Below are 17564 nucleotides of genomic sequence, written 5' to 3' on the forward strand. Positions count from 1 at the left end.
AACATTCCTTTCTTACTTGGCATTACGATTAAGCGTTAATTAAACCTGCTTTGATTAACATTCGGCGGATCATCGTTGCTGTTTGTGCACGAGTAATATTATCGCTTGGTGCAAGCTTATTCTCTGCACCTTGCGCAATGCCCTGTTTAACCGCCGAGGCAATAGCTTGGCGTGCCCAGCTTGGAATGGTCGTTACATCCGTGAAGGAAGAGAGTAAGTCTATCGCAGCAGCATCGGTCTTCACTTTCTCAAGTTGTGTGATCGACATCGCGCGATCAATGATAACCATCGCTTCGGCACGTGTAATTTGTCCATTCGGCTTGAAGGTACCATCTTCATATCCACTAATTAATCCATAGGAGACAGCCGTCTTAACGTCTTGCATATACCAATCCGCGCCTCCGATATCTGAGAAAGTGATGTCCTGTGTATCTTTAGGACTACGGAGTCCTAACGCCCGCAACATAATCGCAGTGAATTCAGCTCGTGTAATCGACCGGTCGGGACTGAATTGATTCTCTGTTGTTCCTTGAATAATTAGTCGGGATGCAAGATCATTCACATCTGTTTTGCTCCAGTGCGTGGCGACATCTTGGAAGGTTTTGGAATTCCAAATGACAGAATACGTGCTATTCGTTAAACTTTTGATATCTGCGTAGTAGGTCTCATTTTCTTTGCGAATCGTGGTTGGTACATGCGTCAAGCTGCCATCCTCGTTAGCGACAACCCCAGTCGTCATTTTGGCAGGGTCTACGCCTTGTGGCAATACGAGTGAACGCAGCACATAATGATTAAATTGATGTACGATGACTTTCTTATCCCCATAACTGGCTTCGATAACAAAATCTACTGGTTTACCAATCAGCTCAAAATGCCCCGAACGAGCAGCTGATTCCACATTCCCTGTCTGATCAGAAGAGGTCTCAGCGATTTTCAAACTGATTTTGATATCTTCCAACGCAATATCTTTGCCAATGGCATCCGAAATATTATCAATGCGAATCTGAGACGCTGGTAGTGTATACGTTGCCAGATTGGTTTGAATTTCAATAGAAGCTTCTTTGCCTTCCATGGCTTTAACCAACTTGCCATTTAATTCCCCAATGACTACGTTTGCGGTGGTGCTATGAATCGGCAACATGACTTTCTTTAACGCATTGCCTTCAATCAACTCAGTCACTTTCTTGTTATCGACCGTGATTGTCATGACCACTTGGTTATTTACCGTCGTGGTTACAGCGGTTGCTGATTTCTCTTGCAGCTTTCCATCTACATACACAGGCACACCTGATGGAGGCGGAACATCTGTGGATTTCATGTAAGCAGTGATCGAGCCTCCCACAAATTTAACTTCACGTTGATGGGGCACCTGATCTGTGAAATTGCCGTCAGTGACAGTTAAACTTTCACGATTTGTAGGATCAACGATTTGAAAATAACTTGCATTCGCCTCGCTTTTCGCCTGAATAACAAGATCAAACAGGACCTGTTCTTCCTTAATTGTGTGTGGATTACTCGTTCCCGTCGTCATATCAATCCAAGCTGTGCGTATCCATCCAGCAGTGTTATCGAAGCTAGCTTGAAAGCATCCCTCTATGGTATTTACACATGTGTCCATCTCCGAGCTTCCATACCTCGGATTAATCGCTGAAATGGAAAAGATCTTGGGATCAAAATCAATCTGCATGTTATACGAAGCGATTTCACCATTCGGTGTAACCTTAATCGGAATTGTAACCGTTGCTCCTACTTCAACAAACTCATTCCCCATTGAGAGCAACACTGGTATTTCCTCTACAGGTTCAGCTAATGCTGCTTTCGATATAAATTGCATACTTCCAGCAACAAGCAGAAGTGCTAATGAGCTCTTGACTGCTTGCATTTTAAAATACTTTTGCATACAAATCCTCCATTGATGTTTATGAAATACATGCGCTTTTACGGAAGCCCGTCAATGATCTTCGTTGTAACGTTACAGAACTCCTTTATTCTTCGACATTTTACTACAATGAATTTGAAAATTCCACTAAAAATATAGTTCCAATTACCTATAAAAACATGAAAAATCACCCTCATCATGCCTATATCGGCTCTGATTAAGGGTAATTACATCATACATTATTACTTCATCGTTACTGTCAAAGGCGAGATCGTCCAAGCTATGGACACCCCCCGTAAGCCGACGCGCCCTAATAGAAACGCATTCGGATCCCTCCAGGTCAGGATAGATTTATCGCTGTCTTCAGAGAAAACTTCTATTAATGAACCTTTCAGTTTCACGGAAAGGTGGCGGGTCTGACCTGGCTTAAATAGTAAACTTCCAGAGGCCGCTTCCACCGTATTTTCATAATTCACACGCCGCAGCTCTACCTTGTCCGTATGGAACGCAAGGGTATACCCCATGAAAGCATCTTTCACCTGATCTTTGAAGTCCGACTCGTTCGTCGTCCTGAATAGGACGCCTACCTCATCCGATGTGTTCGCTTTGAGCGTCACATCGAAGCTAACGGTATAATCTGTCCAACCTACGTCTCCACCGAAGCGATTGACCAGGCCGACAGCTGTCGGCTTGATGACAGCCTGCTCGGGCACAGAGACGGTTGGACTCGCTTCGACGTATCGAAGCGTAACGTCTCCTTTCGCCCCGTGCAGCGACAGCCATTGCGTTCCCGCCTTCAGTTCAAACTCACCAAGCGGCACCTTAGTCCATGCTGCATGATCTGCGAATAAAGACGCATCCAGCTTGAGCGTCTTCGTCGTGCCGTTTACTTCGAGTTTCAACGTTGAACCCGCCGAATTCTTGGCTGCGTTAAGGGAGAGCAGGTAGCTGCCATCCTCCCGAACATTGACCCGAAAGTGGAGTCCATCTTTCCCCTTCGAAAGGCGTACAGACTCACTGCCATCAGGCGTTATGCCGGATTGGATTGTTGGTTTACCTTCAAATTCAGCATGAACCGCTTCCAGCATGCCAGGCAGAGGCTTAAGAGCTTGCACGTCACTGCTGCCATTCGCTTCATTGGAGAAAGCTGTGAAATGCAGATCAGGCTTCTCCCCTTGGGGCCACGCATATCCGATTCTGCCGTCGCGCCCCTTCATGGCTGCTTCCTCAATCTTCAGCAGCCCGTCCCAATAAAGCAGCGTACCCGATTTGCCCGACTCGATGCGGACCGTATGAACCTTCGTAAGATCGGTCTCCTTCGGCAAAGGTATTGTCGCAACCACCGTTTCTACGCCATTTGTCCACTCCGTCAGGGAAAGCTCCATCGTCGCTTTGTTCACACGTGCACTACGGTAATTGTCCGCATCCCCGTAAGCGAATATGACATCCAGTGATGAGCCTGCAGCTTGTGCCTGATACCATCTAAAATTGTATTCAGCGGTATAACGATGGCCTGTCATTGCTTTTGACACCCATATCTCCTTGCCTCTTGCTCCACGTATTGGCTCCCACTTGTCAGCAGAAGGCGCAGCACCAGGGATGTCCTGAAATGCTGGCATTCTTGGTACTTCCTGTGGCGAACCATGTGTTGGACCAAGAACAGACATCTTGTCTCCGTTGAAAACAAGCCGATCCAAGTTCAGTTTGCGAAGGGGCGGGCCTTCTGCTGATCGTCCGACTAGGTTGTGATAGACCATATAATACGAGTCTAAATCAGGACCCATGACTGTCGCACTGTGACCAAGTCCATTGAAATCATTGGCAGTAGAAATCAAAATCGGATTGTTCTCAGGAATTGTGTAAGCACCGATTGGTGATTCATGATTAACCCCGTAGTTGACACGATAACCTTTACTAAATACATGATTTCCTGTGTACGTGATGAAGTAACGACCGTTGCGCTTAATTATCATAGAACCTTCGGTCCAATGTCCAAGTGAGGCATTTAACTGTTGGCCCGCTTCAATTGTATAGGGATCCTTCATTGGGCTTGCCATGATACCGTTCAATTTGGCATGTGTGAAATACCATTTCTCATCGTCGTCAATAAACACGGAACCATCAATCGTGAAGCCCAGATTGCCCGTCTTCGCTACGAAAGGACCTGTCGGTTTATCGCTCTGCAAGACGTAATGCCCCTTGCCCGCAGGAGAGGTGTACATGTAGAACGCACCGTTCCAATACACGACCTCAGGCGCATAGGCCCCTTCGCTAATTGCTTCCTTGGTGACCAATCCTTCGTAGCGCCAGTTCACAAGATCATCCGAACTCCATGCTTTCACGCCTACCCGTCGATCCTTGGTGCTGCAATACAGATAATATGTACCGTCAAAACGGAGAACATAGGGATCCCCGATCCCGTAATCCTCCCATTCCTGATCCAAAACGAACGGGTTCTGGTACGTCTGACCTAAGGTTAGCGCCATCTTCTCCGCCCCTTTCTCTTGCCGAAGCAGTGGCTTTATTGTCACAAGAGCACATAGAAGAACACACACAACCAAGATATAAATCCCTGTCTTCTTAATCTTTCGCATCTGATTATCTTATACCCCTGTTATCGAGTGACTTCCAATGCATAAACAGACGAAGCCTTCAGTTCGCAGATCGCTCTGGCATTGACCACAGGTACGTCAAGTTCGTTGATAACGACCGCCTCCGGGTGATGCACATCATTAATGGCATCCGCATGTTCCCCAGTTAATGCGAATAGACGAGCTGTCCCCGATGTCACGAAATAGTCCAGATGCACTTCGGTTTCCGTGTCTTCGAGACTTCGATTAACCATGAAAATCGTTAATTTATTACCATCAGCATTACAGCAAGCGACAACGTCCAAATTTGGCAAATCCGTTAACTTAGGTGCTGTTGGTACAAGGCTATTCACGCTAAAGCTGCAGGAGTCAGTATGACTATGAACGACATAGCTTAAGTCTCTGTTTGCATACATTTTCATTACATAGTAAGTTGGCGAACCATACACGGTTAACGAGTTCTCACTCCTGCCTGCCGATTTACCTCGAAACTGATCCGCATAGAAATCACCTACTCGAATACAACCACCCAGCCAACCATTGACTAAATCAGAGAAGCTTCCGATCTCGATCAGATCGCTATTACGGATAAATTCATTCAAGTTCGCTGCATTCGCTGCAGCTGCCTCTAGGGTGTGTTCATTAGGAAGCCCCTTACGGATCGTGTTCGGATAGTACATCGTGTTATATTCTGTGATCGCCACTTTCAGATGCGTATAGCGCGAATCCGAGTTAATCAATTCTCTCGCTTGGCGGATTGATTCCCGCGTCCACTCCGGATAGGAGAGAATGGCTTTATATCTCTCTTCCTTCGGTGTGCGATCATTCATTCCGAAGCGATTGTACCCATGATACAAATGCAACGTTACGTAATCCATATGCGCTGCGGCTCGCTCAAGTAGGATTCGATTCCAGTCCTGCTTATCATCGCCACAAGCAAGCAGCTTAATCTCAGGATCAACTACCTTCATCGCTTGCGCGAATCGCACATAACGATCTGCGAATTGTTCTGCGGTGCAATGCCCGACCTGCCAAGGTCCCCAGACTTCGTTGCCGATCTCCCAATACTTCACGCCATAAGGCTCAGTATGCCCATTAGCTGCCCGCAGTTTTCCCATCGGAGTGTCTGACCCGCCATTGCAATACTCCACCCACTCGGCTGCTTCTTCCGGTGTACCTGAACCATCGTTCACACAAATCAGCGGCTCCACCTGCAAGTCATGGCAAAACTGAATGAATTCATCCGTGCCAAAGTATTTATTCGTCCAGCCTCCCCATGCTTCATTAATTACACAGGGACGCTCATTCACAGAACCAATCGCCTGCTGCCAGTGATAGGCGCTAATATAATTGCCTGCAAGCCGCATCATGCCGGCATTCAGAGCTAGGGTCATATCCACAACTTCCTTGCGAACGTTGCCAATACTATCAGACGGAAGTAATGCAATGTGATCTAGCCATAGCATCCCAGTAGATACATGATCCCGCCAACGTTCATGCTCCGCAGGCACATATAATCTGAACTCTGCTTCTTCACATAAACGACTAACTCCAATACGCGATTCATAATTTCTCCAGTTATGACTTTCGATCTCAATACGGGTAGAACCCAGCACTTCACCAGTCGCTACATCGACGATGTCTGCCTGAAGGAACTTAATTTCGACAGATGCTCTTGCATATAGGGATAATGCATAGCCCTGCTGATCTTTTTTCACGCTAATCGCTTGACGAATTCCTGCATATGCCTCGTCATCGCTAGATATACGTACCAACTGGCTATGCCCTGAGTGATAGGTTGCAGCGGGTTCGAGTGCGAACACCGTGCTTTTCCCATTCGTGAATGGGCGCCAGCTTCCAGAAAGTCCTCTATAGGTTACATCGTTGCTTTCAAAATCCATATCCGAGAGCGGATAGGCCAACATCGCATCCATATGATCACGAATATCTTCCACGAAATGTCCGAAAATATAAGGATTAATTCTGTCCTTACTGACTTGATTCATATTCACCTGAATCTTAGCTGTTGCACCCATGAATATAACGCTTCCTTCCGTTCTTTAGCCTTTTAACGAACCTATCATTACGCCTTTGACGAAATGCTTTTGTACAAAAGGATACATCAATAACACTGGCAAACTGGAAATAATGATGACAACATATTTAATGCTTTCTGCCAATAAAATCTTAGATTCAAGACCAACACTGCTGTCAACCACATCGGCTTGACTGACCATCAGAACTTCACGCAGCACTAGCTGCAACGGGTACAAATCTTTGCTGCGAATATAAATCAAAGCATTGAAGAATGAATTCCAGTGACCGACTGCATAAAATAAGACCATAACCGCCATAATCGGCTTGGATAACGGCAAGATCACATGGGTTAACAACTTCCAGTTGGAACACCCGTCCATATGCGCTGCTTCTTGAATCTCCCAAGGGATGTTAGATTGAAAATAAGTTCTCATCACAATCAGATTATAGGTGGCAATCGCGCCGGGGATGACTAGCGCCCACATCGTATCGACCATGCCTAAATTTTTTACAAGGAGATACGACGGGATGAGTCCCCCGCTGAAAAACATCGTTAGCGTAATAAATACCATAAATATGCCACGCCCAGGCAAATCTGGCCTCGACAACGGATAAGCTGCCAACGTCGTCATAATCAAATTAATAATCGTTCCTACTGCCGTATACAAAATGGTATTGCCATAACCGTTCCATATTTGCTCGTTCTGAAAGACATTCTTGTATGCTTCTAACGTGATCTGTTTCGGCAGCAAAATCACTTCCCCATTCAGGACCAACGCAGGGTCACTGAAGGAGGCGCTAACGATAAATAGGAGCGGGTACAGGACCACGACGACGATAAGGAGAGCCAGGGAGTTAACCACGGCATCGAATATTTTCTCATCCGATTTCCTCTTTTTGAGTATTTGTGCCTGCATCATAGAACCCTCCTCACCATAGACTAGTCTCCGCCTTCTTACGGGCAAAACGGTTCACGAGTAATAATAATGCCAAGTTAATGACAGAGTTAAACAAGCCAATAGCTGCCGTATAGCTGTATTCGCCTTTTAAAATACCTGTGTTATATACGAAAGTGGAAATCACATCACTGGAATCCAAGTTCAAATTATTTTGCATAAGCAGTATTTTCTCAAAACCAACATTCATGAAATGTCCTACGTCGAGAATAAGCAGAATGACGATGACTGGCAGTATGCCAGGGATTGAAACGTGCCAAATGCGCCGCATCCGGCTGGCTCCATCCATTTTGGCCGCTTCATATAGCTGCGGATTGACTCCAGCTAGTGCTGCAATGTAGATAATGGACTGCCAACCCATATTTTGCCATATATTCGAGCTAATGAAGATCGGCTTGAACCACGCTGCCGAATCGAGAAAGCGAACTGGATCTCCGCCCAACGTCTCAATAATGGCATTCAATGGACCGCCACGCGGAGATAAGAACAACATGAGCATCCCGACCATGACGACGATGGAGATGAAATGTGGAATGTACGTAATATTTTGCACAATTTTACTGAATGACTTATTACGGATTTCGGTAACGATTAAGGCAAGTAGAATTGGAATTGGAAAAGCAAACAATAAGGAAAACAAGTTAATGGAGATCGTATTCCATAACAATCGCCAGAAGTAGTACGATTCTACGAATCGCTGGAAATGATCAAGTCCCACCCAGGCGCTTCCACTAATCCCCTTCGCTGGACTGAAATTTTTAAACGCAATTTGTAATCCATATAGGGGTCCATAATGGAATACTGCGTACCAAACAATGGGAATGAGCAGCATCAAGTATAGATCATATCGACTACTCATCACTTTAAAGAGGCTGGAGCGCCTCGTTTTGGTTCGAGACGCAACGCCTGCTGTCTTTGCTGTATTGTTCATGTGTAGCCCTCCAGCCGTCAGTCGTGCTTATTTTTGCCCTTTGAGGTTGTCATACGCGACTTGATACAGCTTCTGCAGTTCATCGATTTTCATTTTCTTCAATGTGTTCTGGAACTCTGCCCACTTATCAAAGCTGAGGGCGCCAGCAATAAATTTGGTGCTTTGCTCTTCGTAATATTTATCAATATCGTTACGAAGAATATTGATCTGTTGCGCAGTTTGCTCATCAAACATCGGTGCTGCATAGCGAATCTTCGGCATGAAAGGATCAAGCTTCTTCTGCGCTTCTTGAACCTGCGGTGGATTAATGTAAGAAGCGACCTTTTCACTGATCAGATGCGGTGCTCCACCACCCGCGTATGGGGTAATTTTGGACTGATTGCCTGAATTCAAGAACGCAGCTGTGTAATAAGGAATTCCATCCTTCAATTCATAATTCTCACCTTGACGGCCGAAGCGAAGTAAAGTGGAACCTTCGTCACTATAGAAATAATCAATCCAACGCATCGTCGCTTCCGGATTCTTGTTCACCGATGTGATCGCAAATGCACCGAAATCCCTTGGTACCGGCGCTGCCAACTGCAGACTGTCGCCATGCGGTCCTTTAACCGGAGCGATCCCGATATATTGCTCGTTCACTTTGGTATCCAACATCGGATTGTTCGTCTGATCGAAGAAGAAACCTGTGTTTCCTGTCCCTTGTTTCGTCAGATATTGCGCTTCTTTCTGTGTAAACAACTCTGGATCCAGCAACTTCTCGGCGTATAACTTGTTCAAATACATCAGTAATTCTTTATTCCGGTCGCTTCCCATCCAAATATTAACCTTGTCATTCTCTAAGTTAATGTTGTAACCCAGTTGGAAGTCCAAACCAAACGAACCTGCCATGATCGGTACAATACTCAAGCCATTCCGTGCTGTCATTGGCAGTTCATCTTGCTTGCCATTGCCATTCGGATCCTTATCTCGGAAAGCTTTCAATACTTCATAAAACTCGTCAGTGGTTTCCGGTACCTTCAAGTTCAACTTCTGCAACCATGCTTGATTCATCCACCTCTTATCGGTTCGTGCGGAGTTCACACTGACAATACCTGGAAGCGCATAAATGTGTCCTTCGGGCGTTGTAATCGCAGGTCGAATTTCTGGATACGTTTCCATCAATTTCTTCAAATTAGGCGCATAAGCGTCAATCAACTTCTCAAGAGGGATTAATTGGCCGCCAGTCCCATATCGAATCGCTTCTAAAGGTGTAAGACCTGAGCGATACATGACGTCAGGCAACTCATTCGAAGCAAATAATAGGTTCTTTTTCTCATTAAAACCATCCGTCGGCGCTTCAATGAATTCAACTTGAACATTACTCATTTTCTCATAATCCTGAAAGACAGGCATATCTTTGAAAGGGCCGTTTGTTGGAGCGATTCTTGTAAACATTTTCAATTTCAAAGGTTCTTTAACGATTGGAAAACCTGCTGTAGCAACACCTTTCGTCTCATCCGCTGGGGTTTTACCCTCATTCTCTTTACTTGGTTTGTCTGAACTGCAAGCGGAAAGTGTTAGGCTGGAAATGATCAATGTTGAAAATAGTACTGTCCCCCAATTTCTTTTCATGCTAGTGTTCCTCCGATCAAGTTTTTTTCTCCCCTATAAGAAAGCGTTTTCTAAGGGGTGATCTCAGTATAAGGAATTATGACGTTCAGTTGATTCAACAATTATGACTTTCCATTCTACTTTTTTGACTGTTTCAATTGATCCATATAGGCCTGGGGTGTCATCTCTGTAATCCCCTTAAATACTTTGAAGAAATATGTGTAACTTATAAAACCGACCTCACTGCTGATCTGTTTCAACGAATAGGTGCCTGACTCCATCAGCATGCAGCTTGTTCGAATACGAACTCGGTTTAAATACTCCGTAAATGTCATCTGCATTTCTTCTTTGAACAATCTGCTTAAATAAGATGAATTCAGATTGAGTGCACTTGCTGTCATGTCTAGGGAAATGTTAGATGCATAGTTATCCTTAATAAACTGAAGTGCCTTGGCTATATGGCGTGAATGAGAACCTTCTACACGCTGTTTCTTAATGGCCTCAATAAGACTTGCATAGTAATCCAGCATCCAGATTTCGAGTTCTTCGAAACTTCTCATTCGCCCAAGTTCTGCTCTATCAGGCATGTGTTCGATGTCTTCGAAAGCTGTCTGCGGATTAAACCGCTTCCATGTCATTTCTACGAGATGAAGCATTTCACTGACAATGATTTGCACAGTCATCCCATATACAGGCTGGCTGCGCAGTTCAGCAAATATCGTAACAATGAATTGGCTGACTCGTTCTCCATCCAATTGTTCTAGGAAAAGCAACAACTGCTTCTGTTCCTTCCTGAATACGGAGTCTTTCAAGAGGGATGTATTCAAGCCTTGGTCGTGCTGATGATTCAAAGCTTGGTTGGCTTTGATATAACTGGAACCCACCAGCCGTAAGTTTCCGCATAGCGGACCTATGGCATATACGCATTTTAGGTTAAGGAACTTCTCAAGAGAATGCGTGAGTGCGCTCATCGCTTGGTTCATTTGCGTTGTAACGGCATGCTCGCTTCGCTCTTCAGAGGAAAATAAGACGATAAAACGTCCTTCCCCTACGTAGCCAACCGTTCGTTTCTGAACATCACCAATCGCCATCTGCATGACTTCAATTGCCTGAAGTACAAAGCGATTCTTCTGTACATCGTTCAAAGTTTCCGTTAACAACAGAAAGGGAACGATTTGTACAGCCGCAGATCTATAATTAACTGCATGTGAATAGAGCTTATTATCTTGAGCATATGACTGTAGCACTTCACTCGCACTACCTGTATCTCTAGCCAAATTAGCTACATGCTCACGGAGAATAACTGGACTTAGACGTTCAATCATAATGGATTGCGCATTTCGAGCTTCTTCGCTCTGCAATTGCTGAACAGCTTTATCCAGAAGTGTCAGAAGAGCTGGTGCTTGCAACCGATGCTTGAGCAAGTAGTCGATAGCCCCATTCATCAGACAGGTTCGGACATAATCATAATCGTCAAAGCTGCTTAACATAATCATTTTAACCTTCGGAAATCTTTCCTTCATCTCTCGGCTTAGCTCTACCCCATTCATGATTGGCATGCTCACATCCATAATCACGATATGAGGCGTCATCTGTTCCATCATCGCTAGTGCCATAGATCCGTTATATGCCTCCCCGCATATCGTGAACCCATGCTTTTCCCAGTCCAACATACTCTTCACATCGTGGCGTGCCAACGCCTCATCATCGACCAATAATACTTGAAACATGATTATTATCCCTCCTAAAGCAAGTTATTCGTGTTATTAGAGTCATCCTAAGCCGGCAGTAAAGGAAATCTAATCTGTACAATCGTATACACATCTGGCTCACTCTCAACAAACACCCCGTAAGGCTCCCCAAACAATCGCACGATGCGTTCATGTACGTTCCGCACACCCATTCCGCTAAAGCGCGTATTCGTCTGGACTTTATTCACTTCAAATAGATGCTCAATCTGCTCCTTGGACATGCCTTTGCCGTTATCTCTGACTTCGATTCTCAATTCATCATTAACCTTATAAATACGAATGTCTACCGTACCTTCATAAGAGGATGCAGATAGCCCATGTACGATAGCATTTTCTACAAGTGGCTGCAGCATTAATTTCAGAACATTAAGCTGTAAAAGATCATCATTTTCCACCTCAATATTCAAATGCAATGGCTCTACATATTTGTACTTCTCAATCGTCACGTAATTGCGGACATACTGTAATTCTTCTTGCAGGGTAAGGAATTCATTCGTATTCCCGAGTACACCGCGCATGAGCTCAATTAGAGATTCAGATACCTCTACGATATTCGGAACACCGTTAATTTTGGCCAGATACTTGACTGTATTCAGTGTGTTATAGAGGAAATGAGGGCGGATTTGCGCTTGCAGAACAGCCAATTCCGCTTCACGTTTCTCCCGCTCCGTCTTCATAATGCCTTCAAGCAATCGCTTTAACTCTTCAACCATACTTTTGAAAACGAGATATAACTGCCCTATTTCATCCTTGGATTGAATCTCAACTGTTGGAAGCGTCATATTCCCTTCCATTACATGCATCATCATGGATCTTAACCTTCGAATATTTCTAGTTATTCTGGAGGAAACTTGCAGTGTTCCGATGACAATGAATATAAATACAATGATCGCTACGGTGGCTAGTACATTACGAATATGGGTCGTTTCCGTCAATAAAGACTTCATGGGAACGAGCGCGACCGTCGACCATCCCGTATAATCCGATTTGCGAGTAATAACGAGGTACGATTGCTGATTAATCACTTTCTCAACCGAGCCGTCTGTACCTGCTAACTGCTGATTGAATTGGATAAAAGCTTCCTTATCCAAAACACTAGTTTGAGGCTCATAAATGAATTCGTTTTTCCTATCCACCACGTACAGCATACTATCTGGAGTTGGTTTGACATCATAGATTTTCTTAATAAATTCGTCATTGAGATCGAACATGACCATACCGATTAAATTTCGGTTATACCGAAGTTCACGACCGGTAACGATTGAATTATTGAAACCTGTTTGATGAAAATAGGCATGCCCGGACCCATTTTGAAGTAAAGCATCCATCATGGGTGAGAATAATACGTTCTTATCTAGCCATGGAGAACCGACGAAGAACACTTTTTGATTTAACCCAATGACAGCTACGCGTGAAATGTAAGATTTATAAGCTATCAATGCCGCTAAAAATTCCTCGATCCGCTTCTGCTCCTGAAACCACTCGAAGCTTGGTTCCTCCGTCTTGCTAAGGAGCGTATCCAGTACCGTTTTATTCGTAGCAACGACTGTATTCAATCGACTAACCTCCTCCAAGCGGAGATTTAATGATTCATCAGCCTGTCTTATGCTCTCGTTAACGGAATTAATCGCATTATTCTTTACGGTTTCTCTCATGTAGAGATAAACAATACTTGTTACGGCAACGATTCCTATTAACGTAACTAGACTGAAGGCGACAAAGATTTTCCCCTGGATACTTCCCGTAGGCGAAATCAGCTTTTTAATAGAGAACATTTTCATGAACGGACGGCTCCTTTCCATGTCAATCAACTTATGAAAGAAAAAACATGAACCCAGCTCGTTTCGAGCTTGATTCATGTTTTTATATTACTCACAACAATGCACGATGCATAGTCCCGCTTCATCTTCTTCGACCTCAAGCGGGACAATTCCTGGACGCGTCCGGAAAGGAGCAGTACGGTCGTTGCCGAAAAATGTAGACATGAGTCTGCCCTCATGATCTATAAACATCGTTCCATGCCCGCCGTGCGGAACTGCTAATCGTCTTGGCGTATACGGACCGTACAGCTCATCCGCAACCGCATACATCAAATCGTAGGTACCGTCAACACGTTTGTCGCCGTTCCATTCGGCTGCACCCAGAATGTACTTGCCTTTATATTTGACGATGAATGCACCCTCGTAGCCTACGCGCTGACCATCGGCACATATCAACTTGCGAGGGTCTTCCGCGAAGCCCGTCATATTGGATTTCATCCTAGCTATTTTACCATCCTGCCAAACAAAATAAACGTGACCATCCTCATCTTGGAACAGACTGGAGTCAATATCCGTATTCGTCATGCGTCCCATATCGATATACGGTCCCTCTGCTAGTCCTGATTTACTTTTGATCATCCCCGTGCCACCGCCTTGAAGCGAATACGTGATCCAGAATGTACCATAGAGATAGATCATTTCAGGTGCCCAAAGACAAGGGTTCTCATATATGTTGTTCTCCCAAGTACCATTTTCGGACAAATCCCATACCTTCGCCACATGTTGCCATTCCTTCAGGTCTTGTGAACGCCACACATGAAGCTGGTTATTCCGATCCCAAAAATTGTGATAAGGCTGATCCGACGTCCCTGTCAAATAATAGGCGCCATCCGGACCCGTACTAATATGCGGATCACGAATGAGGAAGTCTGCGATAGGTTGAAGACTGCCTACGCCACCTTTTTCCAACCGCACACGCTCACTTGGTCGAATAAATCCTGACTTTACCACGGTCATAGGTACGACGGAAGGATAATGCTCAACCAGCGAATAGCTGCCGCAGCCCGAGAAGGAAGCATACAACTGATTGTCTGTATCCTTAAATAACGAGATTTGACCGCCATGAGGAAGTGCCAAGTACCGCCGACTGTAGGGACCATAGATGGATTCACTCACTGCGACGAATGTGTCTACCGCATCACTCCCCATCCTTGCCAAGGCGTCTGCGCAAAACATGAAATAAGTGCCATCCTGTTTATATATAAAAGCCCCATACGTTCCTACCTGTAGATTCTGACTAAATGAGGGATGATCTTCTCGTCCCGCAACCTTCCATGGTTGTACTTCTATCATGCGGGGCAATTCTATAAGTCCTGTCATCTCCGCTGTCATTCGAGCAATTTGACCATTCCCATATACCCAATAGACCGCTCCATCTTCATCCTCGAAAAGTGAAGCATCGTGGCCGTCATTTGTTATTTTCCCCATATCTTGGAATGGCCCCTGCATAGAAGTCGACAAGCTTCGTAACAATCCCGTACCGCCATTTTGCAAACCATAAGAAATCCAGAATGACCCTTTTACATAGTGAATTTCCGGCGAGCAGATGCCACTTGTACCCTTACTTTCCCTCTGCCACGTGCCTTCTTGCTCTAAGCTCCATACGTTCGACGGCCCCTTCCACGACTGTAAATCAAAGGAAGTCCACACTTGGATATAGGAACCATCTGTCGTTCCAGTCAAATAAAATACGTCATCCGGCCCTTTGCAAATACTCGCATCTCGCATAGAGACATCCAATATTGGGGCTATGGGTAAGGCTGATTCCGAATAGCCTGTACACGCAGACCATTCCGTCTCAGGATGCGGAGGCTGCATCACAAAATCACTCTTCATTTGCGCTTATTCCTTTCATCTTCCTGATTCTATTGTAGCTAAGTATACCGTGCTTTTTATAAACGCTTAATAGAGAAAGAGGTAGAGTAGGTGAGGAAAAGGGACATCGATGATCAAATAAGGAATTTGTACAAAATCGAGGGTTCTTGGTAGAATAACCGAGAGAAGATATGGATTACAACCGTACATACTATGTAAGAAGGAAGGGACTCCCCGTTCACGCAATGTTAAATAAACCCAATAAATCCGGACCTATCTATCACTTGCCTTTAGTTGGGGAACCCCCTCCTCTGAGCGTACAGTTCCTAGGCATTAACTATTGTGAAAAGGATTACAAGAATATTCGAATGCTTGCCACCATTACCGTCTTCGGTTATGTATTATCTGGCCAAGGCGTTGTTAAGGTCGACTCCCAATCTCACACAGCTTGTGAGGGAGACTTATTTATCCTACCGGCAGGCAGTTACCACGAGGTGATTGCTGATAACCATCACGAGGAACAATGGAGCTACATCTGGCTGAATATTAGCGGAAACTGGATGATTAAGATGCTCGAAGCCTATCAATTACTTCCTCATATTGTAACGAAGGACAGCGGTTTAGCTCATTTGTTCCATGAAGCTCTTGCAACTGCCCAGCAAACATCCGTCGAGAACATGCAGACCGAGCTTCAAATTATTCTCATGCGAATAATTGTTGATCTTTCTGACACTGTACGTAAGCGAGGCAATGCTTTAACAGCAACCGTGCAAGCAATTAAGCAAGTTTTGGATAACAGCATTCTTCATCCCTATGATTCGCGCGGACTCTCCTCCCAGATTGACCTTTCATTGAAACAAATGAATCGCTTATTCAAGCGTGAAGTCGGAACAACCATCTATAACTATGTCATTTCCAAGAAAATCGAATCCGCCAAGCTGATGCTGCTCGACACGCGAATGACCATAAGCGATATTGGATATAAGCTCGGTTACGAGGATCCACATTATTTCTCAAATCTATTTCAGAGCAAAACCAGTGTGAGGCCGAGCGACTTTCGTAGGATATTTAGTCAGAACGGATAGATGCGAGGACTGATGGTAGGAAGTTGCATACGGCTTTCGATCCCGTCTATGTGAAGTTTGGCGCTGCCGCTAGTCACATAGAGGAAAGCGCTTGTCGGTACACGATGCCAAACTTGAGAATAGTTCTCACTATGAATTGTCTATTCGTGAAACACAAAGAACGGTCCCCTTCTGTTAGCGGCCGTTCTATTGGATTTTGAAACGTGGAACGCCCTTATTTAAAATGACCCTTCGGCTTCATCCCGCTCCATCTTTCGTCTACCTTCTCATGGATGGATTGATACCTCGCATCCACACTGATCCGGTATTGATGCGTCGTATTTTCGAGCGAACAGTGCATCAAGAACATGCCGAAGATCAGTACATCCCCTGCCTGAAATTCGGTAGTCGCCCACTTACCGCCGAACTTCTCTGTTATGTGAAGCGGATCATCTGTATAATGGCCAATCCCATCTCGATCTGAATCTTTCGAACCATACGATTTCTTAAGCTGTTCAAATCGATGCGAGCCTAGGCAAATAGCTAATCCGCCCATGTCATAAGATATGTCACCTAATGGAGACCATACCGTGTAGACGTTAGGCGTACCTCTGCCCATATAGACGATATCATAATGGGCGCCTGTGAAGTCCCCCTTACCGACGGCGCGAAGCCATTTGTAATGGTAGGTTAACGAAGGTTCACCAAGAAACTCATCAAAAAAGCGCATGATATGTTCGCCATTTAGGACATTTAAAAGCGCAGGCAAGTCTTCATTGGTCCCGCCCATGAAAATAGTTCTCGAGCCGTCAGCCATGACGCCTTCTTCGAGTTTCGTATCTCGATCCAACTTGCCCATCTGAGCCATTTTCTCCAAGATACTCGTACGCGCTTCCAGCACTCTGTCCCGTTTATGAAATCCACGAATGAGCAGGTAACCATCCTCTTCCATTCGTTCACGCAACGCTGCAATATCATGAAAAATATCATTAGAGCTCCTAAGTTCCGTTAAGTGTTGACCATTGAGCTCTAGTTCCCGATTTCCTACTTTCACCATCATGCGTACAACCACTCCTCTTCGTTCATGTGATGACTACCCTGTCTTAACTGTACGTCATCACCACGAAATC

The 17564-nt window shown here is 44.9% G+C and carries 11 protein-coding genes; 1 reads left to right on the top strand and 10 read right to left on the bottom strand.

Going from position 1 to position 17564, the window contains the following annotated elements; translation table 11 throughout:
• Positions 1-28 precede the first annotated feature (28 nt).
• From A8708_RS15075 to A8708_RS15115, 9 genes are all read right to left on the bottom strand, one after another.
• Entirely contained in the window at positions 29-1900 is a 1872-nt protein-coding gene (locus A8708_RS15075) for an S-layer homology domain-containing protein (protein WP_068664771.1), read from the bottom strand.
• A 221-nt stretch (positions 1901-2121) separates the two neighbouring features.
• Positions 2122-4473 (bottom strand): family 43 glycosylhydrolase, encoded by a 2352-nt coding sequence (locus tag A8708_RS15080; RefSeq protein ID WP_082927525.1) that lies wholly within the window; start codon positions 4471-4473, stop codon positions 2122-2124.
• A gap of 20 nt (positions 4474-4493) precedes the next feature.
• Positions 4494-6506 (bottom strand): alpha-L-arabinofuranosidase C-terminal domain-containing protein, encoded by a 2013-nt coding sequence (locus A8708_RS15085; RefSeq protein WP_068664773.1) that lies wholly within the window; start codon positions 6504-6506, stop codon positions 4494-4496.
• 24 nt (positions 6507-6530) lie between these two features.
• Positions 6531-7424, bottom strand: a complete 894-nt coding sequence (locus A8708_RS15090) for a carbohydrate ABC transporter permease (RefSeq protein ID WP_068664775.1) — start codon at positions 7422-7424, stop codon at positions 6531-6533.
• 13 nt (positions 7425-7437) lie between these two features.
• The gene (locus A8708_RS15095) at positions 7438-8394 is read right to left on the bottom strand and encodes an ABC transporter permease (RefSeq protein WP_068664777.1); all 957 of its coding nucleotides are present in this window, start codon (positions 8392-8394) and stop codon (positions 7438-7440) included.
• Between the two features lie 27 nt (positions 8395-8421).
• The gene (locus tag A8708_RS15100) at positions 8422-10005 is read right to left on the bottom strand and encodes an extracellular solute-binding protein (RefSeq protein ID WP_068664779.1); all 1584 of its coding nucleotides are present in this window, start codon (positions 10003-10005) and stop codon (positions 8422-8424) included.
• A 116-nt stretch (positions 10006-10121) separates the two neighbouring features.
• Positions 10122-11714, bottom strand: coding sequence for a response regulator (locus A8708_RS15105; RefSeq protein ID WP_068664781.1), 1593 nt, complete (start codon positions 11712-11714; stop codon positions 10122-10124).
• A gap of 47 nt (positions 11715-11761) precedes the next feature.
• Positions 11762-13516 (bottom strand): cache domain-containing sensor histidine kinase, encoded by a 1755-nt coding sequence (locus A8708_RS15110; protein WP_068664783.1) that lies wholly within the window; start codon positions 13514-13516, stop codon positions 11762-11764.
• Positions 13517-13603: 87 nt separating this feature from the next.
• The gene (locus A8708_RS15115) at positions 13604-15391 is read right to left on the bottom strand and encodes a family 43 glycosylhydrolase (RefSeq protein ID WP_068664785.1); all 1788 of its coding nucleotides are present in this window, start codon (positions 15389-15391) and stop codon (positions 13604-13606) included.
• Positions 15392-15615: 224 nt separating this feature from the next.
• Here A8708_RS15115 and A8708_RS15120 point away from each other — a divergent pair, with 224 nt between their 5' ends.
• Positions 15616-16455, top strand: coding sequence for an AraC family transcriptional regulator (locus A8708_RS15120; RefSeq protein ID WP_068664787.1), 840 nt, complete (start codon positions 15616-15618; stop codon positions 16453-16455).
• A gap of 214 nt (positions 16456-16669) precedes the next feature.
• On the opposite strand, the gene A8708_RS15125 is transcribed toward A8708_RS15120, so the two are convergent.
• Positions 16670-17494: a phytanoyl-CoA dioxygenase family protein gene (locus tag A8708_RS15125; RefSeq protein ID WP_068664789.1), complete on the bottom strand. Its 825-nt coding sequence runs from the start codon at positions 17492-17494 to the stop codon at positions 16670-16672.
• Positions 17495-17564: the final 70 nt, after the last annotated feature.

The sequence above is a fragment of the Paenibacillus oryzisoli genome (genome assembly GCF_001653565.1).
Taxonomy (GTDB): Bacteria; Bacillota; Bacilli; order Paenibacillales; family NBRC-103111; genus Paenibacillus_E; species Paenibacillus_E oryzisoli.